Annotated in this window: 21 protein-coding genes and 1 tRNA gene; 10 read left to right on the top strand and 12 right to left on the bottom strand. The window is 56.6% G+C overall.

Annotation, left to right across the window (positions count from 1 at the left end; genetic code table 11):
• Positions 1 to 294: 294 nt before the first annotated feature.
• Genes ASB66_RS12405 through ASB66_RS12395 form a run of 3 tightly spaced genes read left to right on the top strand, consistent with a single transcriptional unit; the run spans position 295 to position 1,991 of the window.
• Positions 295 to 1,074: an adenosylcobinamide-GDP ribazoletransferase gene (locus ASB66_RS12405; protein ID WP_060715647.1), complete on the top strand. Its 780-nt coding sequence runs from the start codon at positions 295 to 297 to the stop codon at positions 1,072 to 1,074.
• Positions 1,075 to 1,083: 9 nt separating this feature from the next.
• Positions 1,084 to 1,287 (top strand): DUF1289 domain-containing protein, encoded by a 204-nt coding sequence (locus ASB66_RS12400; protein WP_081088838.1) that lies wholly within the window; start codon positions 1,084 to 1,086, stop codon positions 1,285 to 1,287.
• Positions 1,284 to 1,991: a retropepsin-like aspartic protease family protein gene (locus ASB66_RS12395; protein ID WP_060715648.1), complete on the top strand. Its 708-nt coding sequence runs from the start codon at positions 1,284 to 1,286 to the stop codon at positions 1,989 to 1,991. The genes ASB66_RS12400 and ASB66_RS12395 overlap by 4 nt, the downstream gene beginning before the upstream one ends.
• A 383-nt stretch (positions 1,992 to 2,374) precedes the next feature.
• Here ASB66_RS12395 and ASB66_RS12390 read toward each other — a convergent pair.
• Positions 2,375 to 2,459: transfer RNA gene (locus ASB66_RS12390), tRNA-Leu, on the bottom strand.
• Positions 2,460 to 2,921: 462 nt separating this feature from the next.
• Here ASB66_RS12390 and lipB point away from each other — a divergent pair.
• Positions 2,922 to 3,653 carry a lipoyl(octanoyl) transferase LipB gene (lipB, locus tag ASB66_RS12385; protein WP_060715649.1) on the top strand — a complete coding sequence of 244 codons (732 nt, stop codon included), beginning with the start codon at positions 2,922 to 2,924 and terminating at the stop codon, positions 3,651 to 3,653.
• A gap of 21 nt (positions 3,654 to 3,674) precedes the next feature.
• On the opposite strand, the gene ASB66_RS12380 is transcribed toward lipB, so the two are convergent.
• The 3 genes from ASB66_RS12380 to ASB66_RS12370 all read right to left on the bottom strand — a co-directional run bounded on the left by ASB66_RS12380 (position 3,675) and on the right by ASB66_RS12370 (position 5,680).
• Positions 3,675 to 4,079, bottom strand: coding sequence for a helix-turn-helix domain-containing protein (locus ASB66_RS12380; protein WP_060715650.1), 405 nt, complete (start codon positions 4,077 to 4,079; stop codon positions 3,675 to 3,677).
• 502 nt (positions 4,080 to 4,581) lie between these two features.
• Positions 4,582 to 5,046, bottom strand: a complete 465-nt coding sequence (locus tag ASB66_RS12375; RefSeq protein ID WP_114386568.1) for a hypothetical protein — start codon at positions 5,044 to 5,046, stop codon at positions 4,582 to 4,584.
• Positions 5,047 to 5,086: 40 nt separating this feature from the next.
• Positions 5,087 to 5,680, bottom strand: coding sequence for a DnaJ domain-containing protein (locus ASB66_RS12370; RefSeq protein ID WP_114386653.1), 594 nt, complete (start codon positions 5,678 to 5,680; stop codon positions 5,087 to 5,089).
• A 365-nt stretch (positions 5,681 to 6,045) separates the two neighbouring features.
• Between ASB66_RS12370 and purL the strand changes: the two genes are divergently transcribed.
• From purL to ASB66_RS12345, 5 genes are all read left to right on the top strand, one after another.
• Positions 6,046 to 8,283, top strand: coding sequence for a phosphoribosylformylglycinamidine synthase subunit PurL (purL, locus tag ASB66_RS12365; RefSeq protein WP_060715653.1), 2,238 nt, complete (start codon positions 6,046 to 6,048; stop codon positions 8,281 to 8,283).
• Positions 8,284 to 8,322: 39 nt separating this feature from the next.
• Complete coding sequence (locus ASB66_RS12360) at positions 8,323 to 8,559, top strand: BolA/IbaG family iron-sulfur metabolism protein (RefSeq protein WP_015915812.1); 237 nt, start codon at positions 8,323 to 8,325, stop codon at positions 8,557 to 8,559.
• 15 nt (positions 8,560 to 8,574) lie between these two features.
• Positions 8,575 to 8,775, top strand: coding sequence for a hypothetical protein (locus ASB66_RS12355; RefSeq protein WP_060715654.1), 201 nt, complete (start codon positions 8,575 to 8,577; stop codon positions 8,773 to 8,775).
• Positions 8,776 to 8,876: 101 nt separating this feature from the next.
• On the top strand, positions 8,877 to 9,212 hold the full coding sequence (grxD, locus tag ASB66_RS12350; RefSeq protein ID WP_060715655.1) for a Grx4 family monothiol glutaredoxin: 336 nt from the start codon (positions 8,877 to 8,879) through the stop codon (positions 9,210 to 9,212).
• A 257-nt stretch (positions 9,213 to 9,469) separates the two neighbouring features.
• Positions 9,470 to 10,675 (top strand): multidrug effflux MFS transporter, encoded by a 1,206-nt coding sequence (locus ASB66_RS12345; protein WP_060715656.1) that lies wholly within the window; start codon positions 9,470 to 9,472, stop codon positions 10,673 to 10,675.
• 72 nt (positions 10,676 to 10,747) lie between these two features.
• On the opposite strand, the gene ASB66_RS12340 is transcribed toward ASB66_RS12345, so the two are convergent.
• The 6 genes from ASB66_RS12340 to rpsD all read right to left on the bottom strand — a co-directional run bounded on the left by ASB66_RS12340 (position 10,748) and on the right by rpsD (position 16,264).
• Positions 10,748 to 11,569, bottom strand: coding sequence for an inositol monophosphatase family protein (locus ASB66_RS12340; protein ID WP_060715657.1), 822 nt, complete (start codon positions 11,567 to 11,569; stop codon positions 10,748 to 10,750).
• A gap of 226 nt (positions 11,570 to 11,795) precedes the next feature.
• Entirely contained in the window at positions 11,796 to 12,632 is an 837-nt protein-coding gene (locus ASB66_RS12335; protein ID WP_081088839.1) for an inositol monophosphatase family protein, read from the bottom strand.
• A gap of 43 nt (positions 12,633 to 12,675) precedes the next feature.
• Entirely contained in the window at positions 12,676 to 13,551 is an 876-nt protein-coding gene (ttcA, locus tag ASB66_RS12330; RefSeq protein WP_060715659.1) for a tRNA 2-thiocytidine(32) synthetase TtcA, read from the bottom strand.
• 78 nt (positions 13,552 to 13,629) lie between these two features.
• On the bottom strand, positions 13,630 to 14,424 hold the full coding sequence (locus ASB66_RS12325; protein WP_234613862.1) for a ChbG/HpnK family deacetylase: 795 nt from the start codon (positions 14,422 to 14,424) through the stop codon (positions 13,630 to 13,632).
• A gap of 140 nt (positions 14,425 to 14,564) precedes the next feature.
• On the bottom strand, positions 14,565 to 15,491 hold the full coding sequence (locus ASB66_RS12320) for a glutaminase (protein ID WP_060715660.1): 927 nt from the start codon (positions 15,489 to 15,491) through the stop codon (positions 14,565 to 14,567).
• Positions 15,492 to 15,646: 155 nt separating this feature from the next.
• Entirely contained in the window at positions 15,647 to 16,264 is a 618-nt protein-coding gene (rpsD, locus tag ASB66_RS12315; protein ID WP_060715661.1) for a 30S ribosomal protein S4, read from the bottom strand.
• Positions 16,265 to 16,594: 330 nt separating this feature from the next.
• Between rpsD and ASB66_RS12310 the strand changes: the two genes are divergently transcribed.
• Complete coding sequence (locus ASB66_RS12310) at positions 16,595 to 17,584, top strand: TerC family protein (RefSeq protein WP_060715662.1); 990 nt, start codon at positions 16,595 to 16,597, stop codon at positions 17,582 to 17,584.
• 83 nt (positions 17,585 to 17,667) lie between these two features.
• Here the strand turns inward: ASB66_RS12310 and ASB66_RS12305 are convergent, their stop codons facing one another.
• Together ASB66_RS12305 and ASB66_RS12300 are read right to left on the bottom strand one after the other, a co-directional pair.
• Entirely contained in the window at positions 17,668 to 19,194 is a 1,527-nt protein-coding gene (locus ASB66_RS12305) for a SulP family inorganic anion transporter (protein WP_060715663.1), read from the bottom strand.
• A 4-nt stretch (positions 19,195 to 19,198) separates the two neighbouring features.
• A complete protein-coding gene (locus tag ASB66_RS12300) occupies positions 19,199 to 19,903 on the bottom strand; it encodes a carbonic anhydrase (RefSeq protein ID WP_060715664.1) in 705 nt (234 codons plus the stop codon).
• Positions 19,904 to 20,424 lie beyond the last annotated feature (521 nt).

Raw genomic sequence — 20,424 nt, 5'->3', positions numbered from 1 at the left:
TTTTATTCAGGCGGATTTGGCGCCTTTCTTAATGCATAAATTCCGAAATCGGAATCGATTCGCACAAAATTTTATCAATGAGCGAAAAAACCCGGCGCGACCTGTTTTCACAAACATGACTGGAAAACGATTTTCCGGAAAACGCTACAACGGAACCAACCGTCCAGCCTTCGAGTCAGCTGGCAAATACCGATAGGCAAACTATATATCAAACCATGAAAAGAGCCGGATTCGGCACGGTTTCCCTCCAGGAAACGCGCGCAAATCCTCAAATATAAAGAGTGGACGACGTTGATGACCCTGACTGCACTTGTCGATGATCTCGCCCGTTCGCTCGGCTTCCTCAGTCGCTTGCCCATAGCCTCGCGGTTTTTCCAAAACCATTCCGGCGAAATGAGCCGCACGCCCCGCGCCTTTCCGCTGGCTGGTGCGGTCATTGCCGCCCCCGCGGGCCTGTTGCTCGCCCTAATGCTAGGCCTCGGCGCCAGCAGTCTGGTGGCCGCCTTTGCCGCACTTGCTTTGCAAGTTTTGCTGACCGGCGCCCTGCATGAGGACGGCTTTGCCGACACAGCCGATGGCCTTGGGGGTGCCAACCGCGAAAAAGCCTTCGACATCATGAAGGATAGCCGGGTCGGCACGTTTGGGGTCTTGGCCCTGGTTTTTGGCGTTGGTCTGCGGGTCGCGGCGCTGGCCTCGCTCGTCAACAGCCTCTCTCCCATCCATGTTGCTCTAGTGATGATCGGCATTGCCGCCGTCAGCCGGGCGCTGATGGTTTGGCATTGGCATGCCCTGCCCCCGGCAAAACCCGATGGCGTCGCCGCATCACTTGGCAGGCCGACGGATAACACCCTGTATGCAGCCCTGTTCCTCGGCTTGGCCGTCGCGGTTGTCACCATCGCGCCGGTTACCTCTTTTCATCCGCTGGCGGTCATGCTTGTCGCAAGTGGCGCAGCGGCCTTCGCGGCCAATCGGCTGATCTTGCGTAAGCTGGGCGGCCAGACTGGCGATACCATAGGCGCAACCCAACAGATTTGTGAAATCACCGCGCTGGCCAGCATCGCCATGGCCTTGTAGGACATCAGCATGACAAACGCTCAAGCCTCTTCGCCCTGCGCCACCTCGCCTTGCATTGGCATCTGCACTCTGGACGAGACCAGTGCCTTCTGTCTGGGTTGCGGGCGCAGCCTGGACGATATCGCCAATTGGTCGCGCTATAGCGAGGGGCAACGGACAGAAATCATGCTGAGCTTGCAAGGGTCTCTGCCGGTAGAACAGGATAGACCATGAAGCTCGGTGGGTTTGGCATTGTCATCGGCATCCTGCTCGCAGGGACTGCGGTTTTGATCATCAACCGCGATAGCGGCCAGAGCTTTGGCATGGATAATGACGACTTCGCCCGTGTCGTTACCCTCCTGCCCTTCGCGCTCATGCTTTCGGCTGGCATTGTCGCCAGCCGCCAGAACCTCGGCCAGAACCTGCGATTTGCCGCCGCCTGGGTGCTCATCGCGCTCATCCTCGTCACCGGTTATATCTACCGTAACGATGCGGCCTCCGTCGCCGACCGGGTGCTGGCCGGACTGGTTCCGGGACGTGCCGTCGTCACCACGACCGGCGATGGCCAGAGCCAACTCGTCCTGCAAAGAGGCTCCTCCGGACATTTTTCGGCAACTGTCAGCATTAACGGTGTCGATATCCCGATGATGATCGATACCGGAGCCAGCGCTGTAGTGCTGCGGGCCGAAGATGCCGCCAGCATCGGCATCAATGTTGATGACTTAACCTATAGCGTCACCGTCAGCACCGCCAATGGCGAAGCGCTGGCCTCGCCCTTACGCCTGCGGCAGGTGGCCATTGGCCCCGTAATCAGGGAAAATGTCCGCGCCCTGATCACCCAGCCGGGCCGAATGGACGGCAGCCTGCTCGGCATGAGTTTTCTCTCGACGCTAGACAGCATCCAGATCCGCGGCGACGAACTGCGCCTGACGGACTGATATAAAGAACCATTGAAGCTGACAGCTCGTATTCCGTTTTCGAATACCGCGCGCTTTTGATACATGAGTTTGTCAGAGGAAAGTGAAAGCCAGTTTTTCCGAAGGACGAACGAAATACGAGAAACGAGTGCCTGTTTGGTTCAATCTGGACCTGAATAATTCTCGCCAAACCGTTGCATGAAGTAGGATGCCGCTGCCGCGAAATCATCACTATTCCCAGCTGTTCAAAAGCCAAAACAACATTGTCTACAGCCACACATCGAATGCTGGAAACTGGCGCCTGGAGCAGCTCAAAACCTAAGTGACCTGTCTCTGGCACGGAGCACGATTAAAAAAACAAACTATTGACGTAAAAAAGAAAAACCCGGCCGAAGCCGGGTTCTTGGTGCGGTCGAGAAGACTCGAACTTCCACGGGTTGCCCCACAGCGACCTCAACGCTGCGCGTCTACCAATTCCGCCACGACCGCATCGTGGTAGAGTGCCGACTTGCGTCGACGGGCTGCATCTAGCAAATGCGTCGGGGGTACACAAGGGCGGCTTGCAACATTTTTATGAAATCGCCCCACAGCCTTGATATGCCTGTTGAAAACTCGCTCTTGCCGGGCCAAATGCAGGGTGAAATACGGCGCGCTGCCGGAATGAACCTTATAAGGAGAACAACCCTCATAAGATTGGATCATTGGAGATCGCCGCTCATATTCTCCTTGGCCTTATTGGGTTCATACAAAAATCGAACGTCAGCGTGGGCGCCCGTTCAAGGGCGCTGCCGTTTCACCATTGCATAATTCTTCTAGCTCAAATCGAGCCTAGAAGAAATTATGCAACGAATTTCAAGTGTTATAGCGCCGCCATCGCACATATGGTGGGCGGCGGTATAAACCAACCCACGCAATAGCAATGGCAAATTGCGCACTTAAGGATAGTGTCTCATGCTTCGTTCCGATCTCGACAAGTCCATGCTTGCCAACCCTGGCAATGCGCCGATCCGGTGGCGGGTCAGCGACGGACTTGTTGGCTATGAGGATGCGTTGCGCGTGATGGAGGAGGAAGTTGCAGCCATTGCCGATGGCACCGCCGACGAGCTGATCTGGCTGCTGGAACACCCGCCGATCTACACGGCTGGCACCAGTGCCGATCCGAAAGATTTGATCGACACGCAGCGCTTTCCGGTTTTCGCCACCGGACGCGGCGGGGAATACACCTATCATGGGCCGGGCCAGCGTGTCGTCTATGTCATGCTGGATTTGAAACGTCGCCGCCAGGACGTACGCGCCTATGTCGCCGCCCTGGAAGACGTAATCATCAACACGCTGGATATGATGAATATTCGTGGCGAGCGGCGGGAAGATCGGGTCGGGGTCTGGGTTCGCCGACCGGATAAAGCACCACTGCCGGACGGTAGCGTGACAGAAGACAAGATCGCCGCCCTCGGCATTCGTCTGCGGCGCTGGGTCAGTTTTCACGGCCTGTCGTTAAACGTCGAGCCAGACCTGTCTCATTTCAGCGGTATCGTGCCCTGCGGAATCTCTGCCTATGGCGTGACCAGCCTTGTCGATCTCGGCTTACCTGTAACGATGGCCGATGTCGATATTCATCTTAAAGAGGCATTTGAAATGGTGTTCGGCCCGACAGTGGCCGACCATCATCTAAAGCCGCGATAATCGGCGTCTGTAAAATACCGATTATCGGCTAGACCGCTGCTCCAAATCGCCAATCCTGCGATGCAGGTTTTCGATCATGCTGCCGGTTTCCTGATACATATGGGTCAAACGATCAAGCTCGCGGCGCATGACCAAAAGCATGTCATCCTCAGCATCGCCGCCATTGTCCTCTTCGTCTGGCCCTCGCCCGTTGCCGGTCATCAACCATTGACGGCAAACGCCAAGGCTATCGGCAACCAAACCAAGACTTCTGGCATCAGCTTCACTGCGATCCGCCTCCCATGAGCGCAATTTCGCAACCGGCACGCCCGCAATCGAGGCCAAATCGGCGAGATCCATGCCTGCGCAATCCCGCGCAGTTGCAAGTCGCCCGCCCAAGGTATCGTCATTCACATTCAGTAGCCGGTTAATATCGTAAAGCCCCATAATACGATCTCCGTGAAAAAAACGCCGATGATTCCCAGCCACCCGACATTCCCTTGACCGCCTGTCGCCGAAGGCCCACGCCTTCGACAATTTTTTACCCGCATGATTGCCAGCTTAAAATAGATCCAGATCGAAATCTGTCTGCCGCGCATCCGGGTTAAAATACGCGCCCATCGGATTGCCACGCCGTTGAACCGTTTAAAACCGCAACAGAAATGTCCGACATCTCAATTGGTTCCACACCGCAGAAAAAAATTATCCTGACGCCGTAAATTACGAAAATTGAAACTGTGCCGCAATGGTGCCTCGCGACAAATCTCGTTTTCACGACTGTCATATTTAAACGCCGACCAGCAAACCCTCGGCCAAACGCTCGGTAACTTTTAAAAACAGCAATGTTTTTCAATGAGAAGGCGGCAAATTGAATTCCATAAGGAAACGGAACGGACCTGACCTACCCTTATCGGCTTCTCTCGACAGGACTTAAGGGCGCGTTAACGACCTAAATCCGCGACGCTCCAAAATGACCCAGTTTTATTCCAGGGAGCCATTTGATGTACGTTTTTGAGGCAGCCAAGCCACGACGAATCAAATTGGCAGAAAAACTGCAATTCGTTTTTGCTTGGATTATTTTTTTGAATGATGGCGCGCCAAAAACCGCTCCACACTTTTCGGGCCGATAGCTTTTCCCAAGCATCGGCTCATCCGAAAACCGCTCCACACTTTTCGGGCCGATCGCTTCCCTAAGCATCGGCTTATCCGAAAACCGCTCCACACTTTTCGGGCCGATCGCTTCCCTAAGCATCGGCTTATCCGAAAACCGCTCCACACTTTTCGGGCCGATCGCTTCCCTAAGCATCGGCTTATCCGAAAACCGCTCCACACTTTTCGGGCCGATCGCTTCCCTAAGCATCGGCTTATCCGAAAACCGCTCCACACTTTTCGGGCCGATCGCTTCCCTAAGCATCGGCTTATCCGAAAACCGCTCCACACTTTTCGGGCCGATGCTATTCGGCCGCCTTCGGCAGATCCGGGACAGGATCGGAGAGCGTTTCCACCAGCGGCTCAAGCTCGTAGGAATAGCCTTCCAGCATGGAATAGGCGCGCTCGATGGCGTCAATTTGGATTTCGGCATTTTTGATCGCTTCGGCGATCGACTGGGTGCGGGCGCGCAACATCGAGCCAAGCACATCCGTTTCAGGCCGCCGACCAATGCGATCCACATGCTTGCGGATACGGGTGCGGTGACGCTCCAATTCCAGGATATGGAACCGGGCTTTGAGGATATCGTCGGTCAGTTTACGGCGCAGGCCCGCGACCGGATCAAAACTGCCGGGCTCGCGCTCGTCAAGAATCATGTCGTTAATCAGCGATTCCAGCACCATCAAGCCCTTCAGGTCGGCAACATCGGCCAGTTGCGGATCATAACCGGTATCGTCATAGACTTTCCGGCGAACCGGATCCTTCAAGAGATCGTAGGACGTAGTGATCCGGCCAAATTCATCCGGGTCGCCGCCAGCATCCGGGTGGGCGCTCTTGGCCTTCTTGCGATACGCCGCCTTGACCGCCGCCTCATCGGCATCGCGCTCCAAACCCAGCATGACATAAGGATCGATCACAAAGGCACCTGTCTAGACTTCCAACCGGCCCGGTAAAGCGGGCAGACGTTTCGCATGCTGTAACACAGGCTCATCCGCCTCGCTTACATCGCGCATAAGTTTACCGCAGGCCGGGGCGAAAATGTGAAAAGAAATGGTCTATCCCCAAAACAGATTGTCTGAGATGCCATAAACCGCGCTTTCACCAGCCCTGGACTTTGCGCAGATCCGGCCACAGATGAGCCATCAACACGCAAACCTTGGAAAGGCCGCATTTTACCCGCCGCAGCCACATTTTCCAGTCGCGCGAATGAATTGCCTGTTATAAAAGGGCGGCAAAATTCTCACTCCCAGTGCAAGAGAGAGCCATGACGATCCCGAATTCCATCCCGATCACCCCGGAACTGGTTGCCTCCCATGGCCTAAAGCCGGAGGAATATGACCGGATTCTGCAATTGATCGGACGGGAGCCGACATTTACCGAGCTTGGTATTTTCTCGGCCATGTGGAACGAGCATTGTTCCTACAAGTCCTCCAAGCGCTGGTTGCGCACCCTGCCCACCACGGGCGCTCGTGTCATTCAAGGTCCGGGCGAAAATGCAGGCGTAGTCGATATCGATGACGGCGATTGCGTGGTCTTCAAGATGGAAAGCCACAACCATCCTTCTTATATCGAGCCTTATCAAGGTGCTGCGACCGGCGTTGGCGGCATTCTGCGGGACGTTTTCACCATGGGCGCGCGTCCGATAGCGGCCATGAACGCGCTGCGATTTGGGGCGCCAGATCATCCGAAGACACGGCATCTCGTCTCCGGCGTTGTGGCCGGTGTTGGCGGCTACGGCAACGCCTTCGGCGTTCCCACCGTTGGCGGCGAAGTGGAGTTCGACGAGCGCTATAACGGCAATATCCTGGTCAATGCCTTTGCCGCTGGCCTTGCAAAGTCGGATGCAATTTTCCTGTCGGAAGCCAAAGGCGTTGGCTTGCCGGTCGTCTATCTCGGCGCCAAGACCGGCCGCGATGGCGTCGGCGGCGCGACCATGGCGTCGGCGGAGTTCGACGAGTCCATCGAGGAAAAGCGCCCAACCGTACAAGTCGGCGACCCCTTCACCGAAAAATGCCTGCTGGAAGCCTGCCTTGAGCTGATGAAGACCGGCGCGGTCATCGCCATCCAGGACATGGGCGCCGCCGGTCTCACCTGTTCGGCGGTGGAAATGGGCGCCAAGGGCGATCTCGGCATCGAGCTCGACCTCGACACTGTGCCGGTGCGTGAAGAAAACATGACCGCCTATGAAATGATGCTCTCGGAAAGCCAGGAGCGCATGCTGATGGTGCTGGAGCCCTCCAAAGAAGAGGTCGCCAAGGCGATCTTCGTCAAATGGGGCCTGGATTTCGCCATTGTCGGCAAGACCACCGACGACCTGCGTTTCCGCATCCTGCATCAAGGCGAGGAAGTCGCCAATCTGCCGATCAAGGATCTCGGCGACCAGGCACCCGAATATGACCGGCCCTGGCGCGAATCAGACAAGCGCGGCCTGCTGCCCGCCAATCTGGTCGAAGAGCCAGCCGATTACCGCGCCGCAATTCTGTCGCTGGTCGGTTCGGCCAACCAGTCCAGCCGCCGCTGGGTGTATGAACAATATGACACACTGATCCAGGGCAATTCGCTTCAGCTTCCCGGCGGTGACGCTGGCGTGGTGCGGGTGGAAAATCATCCGACCAAGGCACTGGCATTCTCCTCGGACGTCACGCCGCGTTATGTCGAAGCCGATCCGTTTGAAGGCGGCAAACAGGCCGTAGCCGAATGCTGGCGCAACATTACCGCGACGGGCGCCGAGCCGCTGGCCGCCACCGACAATCTCAATTTCGGCAATCCCGAAAAGCCTGAAATCATGGGACAACTGGTGGAAGCCATCAAGGGTATTGGCGAAGCCTGCCGGGCACTGGATTTCCCGATCGTCTCGGGCAATGTCTCGCTGTATAATGAAACCAATGGCGTCGCGATCCTCCCGACCCCGACCATTGCCGGCGTTGGCCTACTGCCCGATTGGAGCCGGATGGCGAAAATCGGCGGCGCCCAGGACGGCGATCATGTCCTGCTGATCGGCACCGATGGCTCCCATCTCGGTAGCTCTATCTATCTGCGCGACCTTCTTGGCCGCACCGATGGCCCGGCGCCTGAGGTGGATTTGCATGCCGAGCGCCGCAATGGCGATTTCATCCGCTCGGCGATCCGCAATGGTCAGGTAACCGCCTGCCATGACATTTCCTCCGGTGGCCTGGGGATTGCTCTGGCCGAGATGGCCATGGCCTCGGCCAAGGGCCTTACCATCGACTTGTCGGAAAGCCGCGGTCCGGCCCATGCCCTGCTGTTTGGTGAAGACCAGGCCCGCTATGTGGTAACGGTTCCAGCCGATCTCGCCAATTTCATCTGCGCCAATGCCGAAGGCGCTGGCGTACCGTTCCGCCGTCTTGGCAAGGTTGGCGGTGACGCGCTTGTCATCGACGGTATGTGTACAATCACCGTTGAGGAATTGCGCAACACGCATGAATCGTGGTTCCCTGATTTCATGGATGGCAAGGCTGAAACCCTGGCCGCCGCGCAGTAAAGATCAGGCGCGCAAAAAGATCAGAATGGGAGCAGAACCATGGCTATGAAGCCCGGCGATATCGAAGACATGATCAAAGCGGGTATTCCCGGCGCCAAGGTCGTCATCCGCGATCTGGCAGGCGATGGCGATCACTACGCCGCTGAAGTCGTGGCAGAAGCCTTTCGCGGCAAGTCGCGCGTGCAGCAGCACCAGATGGTTTACGATGCCCTGAAAGGCAATATGGGCGGGGTGCTGCATGCGCTCGCCCTGCAAACCTCCATCCCCGAAGCCTGACGGTATCACATCATCATGAGCAACCCGATTACCTCGTTTTTCTCCTCACTGATCAAATCGGTGAAAGCTGAAATGTCCGACCGAAAGAAGTACAAGCAGGCCCGGCTGCAACGGTTGAATGCTCCTGCTGCCGACAAAAAGGTCGAGCCGACACGGGCAAACACCCGCAACAAAGCTGCCCGTCAGGCCCGGCGGGTCACCCGCAACCGGGGCTGATAACGGTTAACCACCGTTTTGACTTTTGAAATTTCGGCAAAATGCGCCTATATAGGCAATGGAATACTGCGGCCTTGACCCGCATGTGAAAGGATAAATCCATGAGCGGTGTAAACGAATTCATTGATAATGCTGTCAAAAGCAGTGACGTCGTGCTTTTCATGAAGGGCACGCCCCAGTTTCCGCAATGCGGATTTTCGGGCCAGGTCGTGCAGATGCTCGATTATCTCGGCATCGACTACAAGGGCATCAATGTGCTCGCCGACCAGGAAATTCGCGAAGGCATCAAGAGCTATTCCAACTGGCCGACCATTCCGCAGCTCTATGTGAAGGGCGAATTCATCGGCGGATGCGATATCGTCCGGGAAATGTTCCAGGCTGGTGAGTTGCAGTCCCATCTTGAGGAAAAGGGTATTGCCGTTCGCGGCGCAGCCTGACGCGAAACGGACAAAGCCCGGTGGTATTCCGGGCTTGTCCCCTTCTACCCCCTTGCGCATATTGCGGTGCGGCAAATTTGACGCACCCTGCGGCCAGCTACAACCCCATCGACAGCACAGCTCTCATAATCGATTCCGATTGAGGGATTAATGCAGTATCTGATGAAGGCGTCGCGCCTTGCGACGCCTTTTGATTTTCCAGGACATGTTTTCCCATGACAGCTCCCCTTCGTTCCGCTCCAGCTGCCTTGCAAGGCATGAGCAAGCTGGAATTCGTCTTTCTCTGCGCCGCATTGATGGCAATGAACGCGCTGGCGATCGACATCATGCTTCCTGCCTTGCAGCAGATCGGCGAAGCCCTCAATGTCGCCAATGAAAACTACCGGCAATATGTCGTGACGTCCTACCTGATCGGGTTTGGCTGCGCGCAATTGATCTATGGCCCGCTGTCAGATCGGTTCGGGCGGCGCACGCCGATGTTGATCGGTCTTATCGTCTATGTTCTGGCGGCGCTGGCCATCACCATTGTGCCAAGCTTCGCCGGATTGCTGATCCTGCGCTTCATCCAGGGCGCCGGCTCGGCGGGAACCCGAGTCATCACCATTTCTATCGTGCGAGATGTCTACGGTGGCCGGCAGATGGCAGAAGTGATGTCGCTGATCATGATGGTGTTCATGATCATCCCGGTCGTCGCCCCCGGAACCGGTCAGATCATCATGTTCTTCGGCAACTGGCACCTGATCTTCCTGTTCATTGCCGTTGGCGGCATTCTCACCAGCATCTGGATGCACATGCGACTGCCGGAAACACTCGATCCGGAAAATCGGCGAGAATTCACCCCAAAAGTCATTCTCCAGGGCTTCAAGATCGTCCTGACAAACCGCATCGCCCTGTTCTACACATTGGCAAGCACCTTCATCTTCGGGGCGCTGTTCGGTTTCATCAACTCGGCCCAGCAGATCTATATGGGCATTTATGGTCTGGGCGTCTGGTTTCCATTCGCCTTTGCTGCCGTGGCAATTTTCATGGCGCTGTCGTCCTACGTCAACTCGAAGCTGGTGGGCCGGATTGGCATGCGGCGCCTGTCTCACGGCTCACTTCTCGGCTTCATCACCATCAATGCCCTGTGGTTACTGGCTGAAACCTTTGGGCCGACACCATTGCCCTTCGTGATATTCATGGCATTCTTTGCCGTCTCGATGTTCCAGTTCGGCTGGATCGGTGGCAATTTCCAGACGCTTGCCATCGAACCGCTCGGCCATGTCGCCGGAACGGCCTCCTCGGTGCTTGGCTTCATTTCGACCGTCGGCGGCTCTGTTCTCGGCGCTATCGTCGGTCAGGCCTTCGATGGAACATCCCGACCGCTGGTCGCCGGCTACTTCTTCCTGGGCGTCATAGGGCTTGTGTTCGTGCTGATTGCCGAAAAGGGTAAGCTGTTCCAGCCACATAATCCAAAGGTCTGAAACTCTGATATATGAACAAAAAAGCCACGGCAGATCACCTGCCGTGGCTTTTTTATTGGATAAGCCAAGACTTCAAACGTTGAAAATCTTTTCCCGCAATTCCGTCCAGCTCTCTTTGTCTGGAGCGATCAGCAGGCCGCCGCTGGTGTGGTGCGGCAGGTAGGCGGAGCCGTCGAACCGGGCAGCATAGGCACCTGCCTCCTGAGCCATCAGCGTTCCAGCCAGATGATCCCAAGGCATTAGCTTATTATACATGGCAAAATGCATATGGCCCTGGCAGAGAATGCGGTATTCGTGGGCTGCACAGCGATAGCTGGTGAACAGCCGCACCTCGGCCAGATTGACCAGCAGCTTGCGGCGCGCCTCCAGCTCGAAGAAACCAACATTGGCAATGCCGATCATCTGCGCGAGATCGGGTGCCGGGCGCACCTCCATCTTTTCCTGGTTGCCATCGGGTTTGCAGAGCCAGGCACCGCTGCCCTTTTCAACGATTGCCCAATCATTGCCCATCGGGTCGTAAATCAGGCCCGCAACTGTTTCGCCCTGACGCACGACACTGAGCATGACCCCGAACAGCGGCAGTCCGGCAGCGAAATTAAAGGTGCCATCGATGGGATCGACAACCACGGCCAACTCGGCATCCGCCAGCTTGTCGAGCAGGGTCGGATCGGCGGCAACCGCTTCCTCGCCTATGAACACAGCATCGGGCATAAGCTCCTTGATACGGCTGTGGATCAGTCTCTCGGCAGCTTCATCGGCCTCGGTGACCAGATCAATGGCTTCGGTTTTCATCCGCACATCGCCTTCGCCCAGATTGCGAAAACGCGGCAGGATTTCCTTCACTGCCGCTTCCTGCAGAAGATTGGCAAGGGCTGCGATGTCGATATCGGCCATGTCTGTTCCTTTTAAAATGTCGTTCGTCTCACAGTCTGTTCAAGAATTGCCTTTGGCCTGGCGAAAATGGTGATTTCGAGAACCGGAACGGAGCGTACTTAACGTACGTGAGTACAAGCATTTCAGAAAAAGTGCGAAGCGGTTTTCCGTCCGAAAATGCGAATGCACCAAACAAGCGCAGAAATTGCCATTTGCAGACGGCCAGCGGTGATTATTGAACGGATTGTTATCGCGCCTGGATCACTTCGCGTAGGACCATCTCCCAGCTGTCGCGATCCGGTGCCGTCAGAATACCGCCGGTTATGTCGCCAGGACGATAGGGGCTGCCATCGAACCGGGCAGTCACCCCGCCCGCTTCCTGGTGGATAAGCACACCGGCCAGATGGTCCCAGGGCATCAATTTGTAATGACCGATGAAATGGACCTTGCCGGTGGCAACCAGCCAATATTCATAGGCCGAGCAATTGAAGGCGAAGGCCATCTTCGCTTTGGTGAGATTACCGGCAATGCGGCGCTTTTCCTCGCCCGTCAATTCATTGATGGAAATCGTTCCCACCATGGACGAGAGATCGCAAGGGGCAGCCACTTTTACCGGCACGCGCTCACCATCGGCGCGCAGGAACTGTGCACCGGCACCGCGAGCGGCCACCAGCGTATCGCCAAGCACCGATTCGTGGATAATCCCCGCGACGGTCTCCCCCCGCACCACGACGGCGAGATTGGTGGCATGCAACGGCAGGCCTGCCTGAAAATTGAAGGTTCCATCGACCGGGTCGATGACGAATGCCAGTTCGGCATCCCTCAAGGCGTCGATCACGCCTGGATTGGTTTCGCAAGCCTCCTCACCGACGATGAGGGCACCGGGCCAGCGGGCGAGAAAGGCGTCCGTCATCTGCTTTTCCGACAGAAGATCGGCCTCGGTGACGAGATCGATAGAGGATTTCTTCTCGGAAATATCGGAAACACCCAGACGGCGAAAACGAGGCACGATCTGGCTGGCGGCGGCGTCCTTGACGATTTGCAGGACGGCGTCGATATCACGGTCTTGAAACACGGGAGGCACTTTCTTAAGGCTGGTGAAATGTCAAAAACTCGATGCGCCTGCCTTATGACGGCTTCGTGACAGTCAGCCCGGAAAAATCAAAAAGTGCCGGATCAAGCAGATGCGACGGGTTCACATGCGACAGCGCCCGCAGCATCGCATCCTTGCGGCCCGGCATTTTGGCTTCGATCCCGGCCAGCATGTCCTTCATGGCATTGCGCTGCAAGCCGTCCTGCGAGCCGCAGAGATCGCAGGGAATGATTGGAAACTGCATGGCCGCGGCGAATTTGGCGAGATCGTCTTCCGCCGCATAGGCCAGCGGCCGCATCACGAACAGATCGCCCTCATCATTCAGCAGCTTGGCCGGCATGGCCGCCAACCGGCCACCATGGAAAAAATTCATGAAGAAGGTTTCGAGAATGTCTTCGCGGTGATGGCCGAGCACCAGAGCGTCACAGCCTTCTTCGCGGGCGATGCGGTAGAGATTACCGCGCCGCAGTCGCGAGCAAAGCGAACAATAGGTGCCGCCCGCCGGGACCTTTTCCTTCACAATGGAATAGGTGTCTCGGTATTCGATACGATGGGCAACGCCAATCGATTTCAGATAATCCGGCAGCACATGCTTGGGAAAATTAGGCTGCCCCTGATCGAGATTGCAGGCGATCAACTCGACGGGCAGCAGGCCGCGCCATTTCAGGTCCATCAGCAGCGCTAAGAGGCCATAGCTGTCCTTGCCTCCGGAAAGCCCGATCAGCCAGCGCTTCTGGCCGTTCAACATGCCAAAGTCATCGATTGCCTGACGCACTTGGCGCAGCAACCGTTTGCGAAGCTTGTTGAAGGAGACTGACTGCGGTGCGTCATTAAACAGCGGATGGCGGACGCTCTCCTGCGCGTCGTCGGCCTCATCGGCCTCTGTACGTTCCGCCAATGCAAGGTTCATATTCGGATGCGCCCCTGTCCGCTGATTTGTCTAATACGGTCGATCCGTGAAAATTACGCCTGTCGGACGGATATACCCTTACTGGCGCATCAGCTCGGCAAATTCAACCTCGCGCGCCATCATTAGCCGATCACGCGCCCGCAAGATCGCATCCGAATGACCGGGATGACACATGACAACGGCATCACGCGGCGCATGGCTGCGAAAATAGCGAAGCGCGTCGGCAAAGCCGTTCGGCTTGCCGCGCTCGTAAAAACCGGTCAACGGTCCCTTGATCGTATAGCCCGCCGCCTGCATTTCCGTGTTGAAACCGCGGGCCATGCGCTGCACGAGGCTGATCTTGGCACGCTGGGCAAGGCTGGTCGCCAGCCGTGCATCCGGCTCACCGCGCAACCAGGGACTGTTGCCGCGCGGGCTGATCAGCAAATCGCGGCGCGCCACCAGCCATTCCCGCACGACGGGCAGGAAATGAATGTGTTGATGGCCGTCGATATAATCAGGCACGCGGCCAATCACATCGATAAAAGCATTGAGTTGCGCATCAAGCTCGCGTTGCAGCTTGCCCTTGTCGACACCGCCCATGAAGGACTGGGTCAGACGGCGTCGGAAAGAACACATGGGCTGCACCCCGCTCAAAGGCAGGAAATTGGTCAGCGTCAGATGCAGGCCGATGGCGCCGCCACATCTGTCGATCACGGGCAGCAACAGAGAAGCCTCGTCGCGCCAATCGGCAAACACGGTCATGCAGCCGGTGCCACGCACCTTGCCCTCGCTAAGCAGCGTCCTGATCGCCTGATTGACGCCCGGCGACAGCCCATAGCCATCGGCAACGATGCATAGCGGCGCCGCATTGATTTTCATATCCGAGATCACGTTCAAGACTTGTCCCACTCCTGCAGGCCTTTTGCCCGCTATATCATAGTCACGGCATGAATGCGCGCCGAACTTTATGCTTATCGACCCTGGATTCTTCCGGCATTGCCTCTCACCGAAAAGCCAACGCCATTCTAGCGTCAATTTCCAAAAACCGACCAGCCAGTCCGGGTTGCCAGCAGTTCGAGCGCTTCCGATCCAAGCGCCGAATTGCCGACTTTGTTCAATCCCGGAGACCATACTGCAATAGAGGCCTTGCCCGGCGCTATTGCCAGGATGCCGCCGCCCACGCCGCTCTTGCCGGGCAGGCCGACATGATAGGCGAAATCCCCGGAGCCATCGTAATGGCCACAGGTCAGCATCAAGGCGTTGATGCGCCGCGCCCGCTTCGGCGAGACCACGGAAAAGCCACTAAGCGGATTTGTACCCCGGTTGGCAAGATACAGACCCGCATGGGAGAGTTGCACACAGCTCATCGCCAACGCGCATTGATGGAAATAAACACCCAGCACCATTTCCACGGCGTGATCGAGATTGCCGAAGCCGCGCATGAAATTGGCCAGCGCGAAATTGCGATAGCCGGTCGTCTGCTCGGACTGCGCCACCTTCCGGTCAATGGTAATGCCGTCGTCATCAGCCAGGAACTGCATGAACCGCAGAAACTCACCGATGGCTTCGCGCGGCTTGTGTCCGGCCAGCACCATATCCGTCACAACGATGGCGCCCGCATTGATGAAGGGGTTGCGCGGAATGCCATGCTCGTGCTCCAGCTGGACGATGGAGTTGAAGGATGAGCCGGAGGGCTCGCGCCCGACTCGCTTCCACACGCCCTCACCCGTTTTGCCAAGCGCAAGCGTCAGCATGAACACCTTGGAAATGCTCTGGATCGAAAATGGCACCGACGCATCGCCTGCGGTGAAGGTCTGGCCATCGACGGTGGTGATGGCAATGCCGAATTGCTTCGGATCGATCGTCGCAAGCTCGGGAATATAGTCCGCGACCTTGCCTTCCCCGAGTCGGGGCTGCATCTCACCGACAATCTCGTCAACAATTGCCTGCAAATCCATCTGGTTTCCCCATGCCGAGCTGTTGCTCATCCCGGCAGATGCATGACAGTCACGTTTTTCGTGCAGAAGCCGACAGGCATCATTATCGAATTTTGCTGCGCTGCAAACAGAAAAAGCCGCCCGTAAAGGCGGCTTTCTCGAATTTCAGATCGAAATCAACGCGAGTAGAATTCGACGACCAGCTGTGGTTCCATGATGACGGCGTAAGGAACGTCCGACAGGCCAGGAACGCGAACAAAGGTCGCAACCATCTTGTTGTGATCGACTTCGATGTAATCGGGAACATCACGTTCTGCGAGCTGCGTGGCTTCCAGAACGATGGCCAGCTGCTTGGACTTCTGACGCACTTCAATAACGTCACCAGCCTTGCAGCGGTAGGAACCGATATTGACCTTAACGCCATTGACCGAAACGTGGCCGTGATTGACGAACTGGCGAGCAGCAAACACCGTCGGCACGAACTTGGCGCGGTAGACGATGGCGTCCAGACGCGATTCCAGCAGGCCGATCAGGTTTTCCGAGGTATCGCCCTTGCGACGGTTGGCTTCGTCGTAGGTGGCGCGGAACTGCTTTTCACGCAGGTCGCCGTAGTAACCCTTCAGCTTCTGCTTGGCGCGCAGCTGCACACCGAAGTCGGAAAGCTTGCCCTTGCGGCGCTGACCGTGCTGGCCGGGGCCATATTCGCGACGGTTAACCGGGGACTTCGGGCGGCCCCAGATATTTTCGCCCATGCGGCGGTCGATTTTGTACTTGGAAGATGCGCGCTTGCTCATCGTATTTCCTCTTGTTGTTATTGGGTCTTTGAGGACCCATTTTGGGAAACACGCCCTCCTCTGGATCGCCTTTCGGCTTTCCTGACAGGCGGCTCACACCTAAAAAGCGGAGCCTCCACGGGACATGTCGTAAAAACACCGGGCGTTTCCACCCGGCGTTGGATGGGTCTCTACGCAGAGCCGTCACAAATGTCAAGCACCGGCCTTGAACTCGTCGCCCATCCGCCACACTTACACAAACATCAGCAGTTCCGGGCCCCTCTGACGCGAGTGCCGGATACCCGTGATGTCGGAACTGCAACAAAAACCCTCCGGCAAAGGAAACCCTCGATGGATTTTCTTTGGGTCGATTTTATGGGCAAGCCAACATGGATGTGGCTTTTCTTCATTGCAGTCGTTCTATTTCTTCTGGTTCTCGACCTTGGTGTTCTGCACAAGAATAGCAAGGAAATCGGTATGGCCGAAAGCTTTGCTTTCTCGGCCTTCTACATCACTCTGGGCGTGTTGTTCGGCGGCTGGATATGGTGGCAATCAGGTCCGCAGGCCGGACTTGAATATCTGACAGGCTTTGTCATCGAAAAAAGCCTGGCGATGGACAATATCTTCGTTATCGCCATGATCTTCGGCTATTTCGCCATCCCTCGCGCCTACCAGCACCGGGTGCTGCTCTACGGTATTCTTGGCGTCATCGTGCTGCGCGGCATCATGATCGCGGCGGGTGCGGCGATTGTCGAAAGCTATCACTGGGTTCTGTATTTCTTCGCGGCCTTCCTGGTGTTTACCGGCGTCAAAATGCTGCTATCGGCAGATAGCGAATATGATGTCGCCAACAACCCGGCCTTGAAGCTGGCACGGCGGTTTCTACCCGTCACCGATAAGCTGGAAGGCGACCGTTTCGTGGTGCGCAAGCAGGACGAAACGACTGGTAAGCTGAAAACCTATATCACGCCGCTGCTTCTGGCGCTGATCATGGTGGAATTCGTTGACCTGGTGTTTGCGGTTGATTCGATCCCGGCGATTTTTGCGATCACCACTGATCCCTATATCGTCTACACGTCGAACATCTTCGCCATCCTCGGCCTGCGCGCCCTGTATTTCGCGCTGTCCGCCCTGATCCATCGCTTCGTCTATCTCAAATATGCGTTGTCGGTGGTGCTAATCTTCATCGGTTCGAAGATCTTCCTTGCCGACATGCTGGGCATTACCAAGATCCCGCCGCTGCTGTCGCTGACGATCACGCTGGCCATCCTCGCGGCTGGTATTGTTGGATCGCTGTGGGCGACCCGCAAGGACGAGAAAAAGGATGTTATCGAAGGGTAACCTTCTCTCTAGCCAACAGCCAATATAAAAGAAGGGGCGGCTTCATGGGCCGCCCCTTTTTTGTAGCTGACATGTGGTTTTCTTTATGCGGGCTTGACGCAGAGCCGATCCACCATGGACGCAACTTTCGGAGCAAGCTGATTGGACCTGCTCACCTCAAGCGGCCGCCCTGCCCGTCTTTCACGCGTCACCCATTCCGTCAGGGTTTCGGCATAGGTGTGGTCGACATAATGCAGGCCCGCGGGCGTAATCAGCACCTTCTTTCCGTCTGGAAGGGATTCCAGTGTGGCCAGCAATGCCGGAACGTCCCGGCAGGTCCCGACGCCTTTCAGCTTCAACTGGATCGACTCGTCATTCTCGTGATGGTCAATATGCAGCTTGCGACGCAGGAACGGGATGATTTCCATGATCGAAAGAAACAGACCGACGGCCACGCCAACCAGCAAATCCTGCACGACAACAAGGCTGACCGTTACTCCCCACACCGCGACGGGCACCCAGCCGTGATGATCGAACAGGTGGCGCACATGCTGCAAGCTCACCAGTCGCCAGCCAGTCACCAAAAGCACCGCCGCCAGAGCGGTCAAAGGCACGACCCCCAGCAATTGCGGCAGAAGCGCCACCAGAGCCAAGATCCAGACCCCATGGAGAATGGTGGAACGACGTGTTGCAGCGCCTGCCTGGATATTGGCAGACGAGCGAACGATGACGCCGGTTACCGGCAGAGCGCCCAGCAGACCGCACAGGCTATTGCCGACGCCCTGCGCCACCAGTTCCTTATTGAAGCGGGTGCGCTCACCATCATGCATCCTGTCGACGGCAGCAGCCGATAGCAGGGTTTCGGCGCTGGCGATGACGGCGATGATCAGCACGGTGGCGATCACGCCTGGCTGGGCAAGCCCGGCAAAGCTTTCCATCGTTGGTAAGCGAATGCCTTCCAGCAGGGTGGCCGGAACCTGGACACGGGCAATCGGCAAATCGAGGCCGACCGTCAGCAAGGTTCCGGCGGCAACGCCGATCAATGCCCCCGGCACCAGCCGCAACCGTGCCGGCCGCAATTTTTCCCAGCCAACCATGGCCAGCAAGGAAATCAGGCCGATCATCAGCGCCATACTGTGATTGCTAAGGCTACCGCTGAACACCTTGCCGATGGTCTCATCCATGGCGGCAACGTTTTCAACGCCACCCGCAGCGGGCTTGGCATCCATCAACACATGGACCTGACCCAGCACGATCAGGATACCGATTCCCGCCAGCATGCCATGCACGACAGCGGGGGAAATGGCGCGAAACCAGGAACCCAGTTTGAGATAGCCGGCCAGAACCTGCAAAAATCCGGCGACGATCAGCACCGGCCCCAGAAGAACAAGTCCATATTCCTCAACGAAGCCGAAGACGATCACCGCAAGGCCTGCCGCCGGGCCAGAGACCTGCAAGGGTGAACCGGCGATGACGCCGATAACGATGCCGCCGACAATGCCGGAGACGAGGCCCATCGCCACCGGCACGCCGGAGGCGATGGCAATGCCGAGGCAAAGCGGGATGGCGACGAGAAAGACAACGATGGACGAAGCAATGTCGCGTGTCAGAGCTGAACTGGTTTTTTCCATCGTTTCACTCCGCCGCCACCGCTACGAGAGGATCGGCCATGATATGCGGCGTGGCACGTCCGGACACCGCCACTGGCAGCGGCTTTTCACCCTCGATCACCAGGAAGCGTTTCTCTGCGCCATCATAAACCTGGACCTCACCGGTCTCGATGTCGAAGAACCAGCCATGCAGGTTAATGTCATTGGTGGCGAGTTTGGCGGCGACCGAGGGGTGGGTCTTCAGGTGATCGATTTGAATGACCACATTTTCCATCGCCACGGCCCGCACCTTGTCCTTGTGCGGCAGATCATCAGGATAAGCCTCGCAAACGATGGAATAAGCGGCGTGGCTATGGCGCAACCAGGCGGCTACATTGGGCATCGGCGCCAGGAGTTCGTGATTGCACAGGCCCTTCATGGCGCCGCAATCGGAATGGCCGCACACGACGATGTCGCGCACACCAAGCGCCACGACAGCATATTCGATAGCCGAGGAAACGCCGCCATTCATGGTCGAGAACGGTGGTACGATGTTGCCCGCATTGCGGCATACGAACAGTTCGCCAGGGCCGGACTGGGTAATCACTTCCGGCATGACCCGGCTGTCAGCGCAGGAAATCATCAAGGCCTGAGGCTGCTGCCCTTCCCGGGCCAATTTACGATAGAGACCAGAATGGGTCGGAAATACTTCTTCACGAAAACTCGAAACGCGCTTCAAAAAATCACTCATTGCAAAAATCCTCCTGATAAATAGCTGGCTAGATATTGAAGCCGGAATGCATTGCATCCGTGTTGTGAGCTACGCGGATTTAAGACAGCAATCCGGCTGGTTATCGTGCAGGGCTGGACCAAACCGATCCCTTTAACTATTCCCCGCCTACACAACCGAGAGTAATTTATTTCGAGGACGAAAATGTGATTTTTGTTGCTACGCAGCAAAAACATCAATCACTTTTCCGTTATTATTTCAAAATCTCGTTTATCGATCGGTAAAAATTCCAGATATTTTACATATGAATTACAACGATTTGAATGCTAAACTTGATGAACGTCATAGCGATTTAAAATATTGAAATTTTCAAATTCCGTTCAATTCCACGAGTCCTCATCAAAGAACAGCTATTTTTCTGCATCGCAATATAAAGTCAAAATACTCTCTTAGGATGCATAGAGAAAAATAAATATTATGGCATCCTTTTAGTCTTGACGAACAATAACGCGGCGGATGTCAGGTCACGGAGCCGCGCCTAC

Source organism: Gillisella vitis, from assembly GCF_001541345.2.
Classification (GTDB): domain Bacteria; phylum Pseudomonadota; class Alphaproteobacteria; order Rhizobiales; family Rhizobiaceae; genus Allorhizobium; species Allorhizobium vitis.
Note: the sequence above shows the minus strand (reverse complement) of the source record. Positions and strands in the feature narration are given on the sequence as shown.